The 555-nt window shown below is 32.3% G+C and carries 1 protein-coding gene; it reads right to left on the reverse strand.

Going from position 1 to position 555, the window contains the following annotated elements:
* Positions 1–92 precede the first annotated feature (92 nt).
* Positions 93–555 (reverse strand): hypothetical protein (locus tag BTM36_RS28435; RefSeq protein WP_217349612.1); only part of this gene is annotated, 463 nt, incomplete at its 5' end.

A 555-nucleotide genomic window follows, 5' to 3' on the forward strand; every position in this document is an offset into this window, starting at 1 on the left:
ACCCATTATAACATTGATATTTATGTTATTTTCCTAAAATCTTATCAAATAGTTAGTATAAACTCTAAATGTTAGTGTAGACTTTTCTTGTTCTAACCAAATAGCCGTTTCCAAAATCCCTTTTTTTCTTCGTTTTCTTGCTTCTGGATATAGTCAACAGCAATATCCAATTTTTCTTTTAGCAATTTCATTTCTTCTTTCATTTCTTTGTTTTCTCCTGTTAAACGTGAGTGGAGTTGTTCTGCTTGTTCTTTCGTCATAATATTTTCTTGTTGCGGTAATCCTTTAGTTGCTTTTGTTAGATCTAATATTAGCTGTTGCAAATCTTGAATTTGCTTTTCTTGTTTTTCCATCTTTAAAACCATATTTTCAAATACAGCTGGGGTTGCTGGAATATTTTTTGGTCTCGCTTCTACCATACCGCCGAACTTATCCAAAAGTACGCGTTCTACCTCTTTGAAATCCGTCCGTTTCATACCTTTATCTCTCTGTTTTAAAACAACGTCTTGTATTGTTTTTATTTTTTCAACTTGTTCTTCATCATACATACGGCCA

This window comes from Herbaspirillum sp. VT-16-41 (assembly GCF_001994935.1).
GTDB classification, from domain to species: domain Bacteria; phylum Pseudomonadota; class Gammaproteobacteria; order Burkholderiales; family Burkholderiaceae_D; genus Herbaspirillum; species Herbaspirillum frisingense.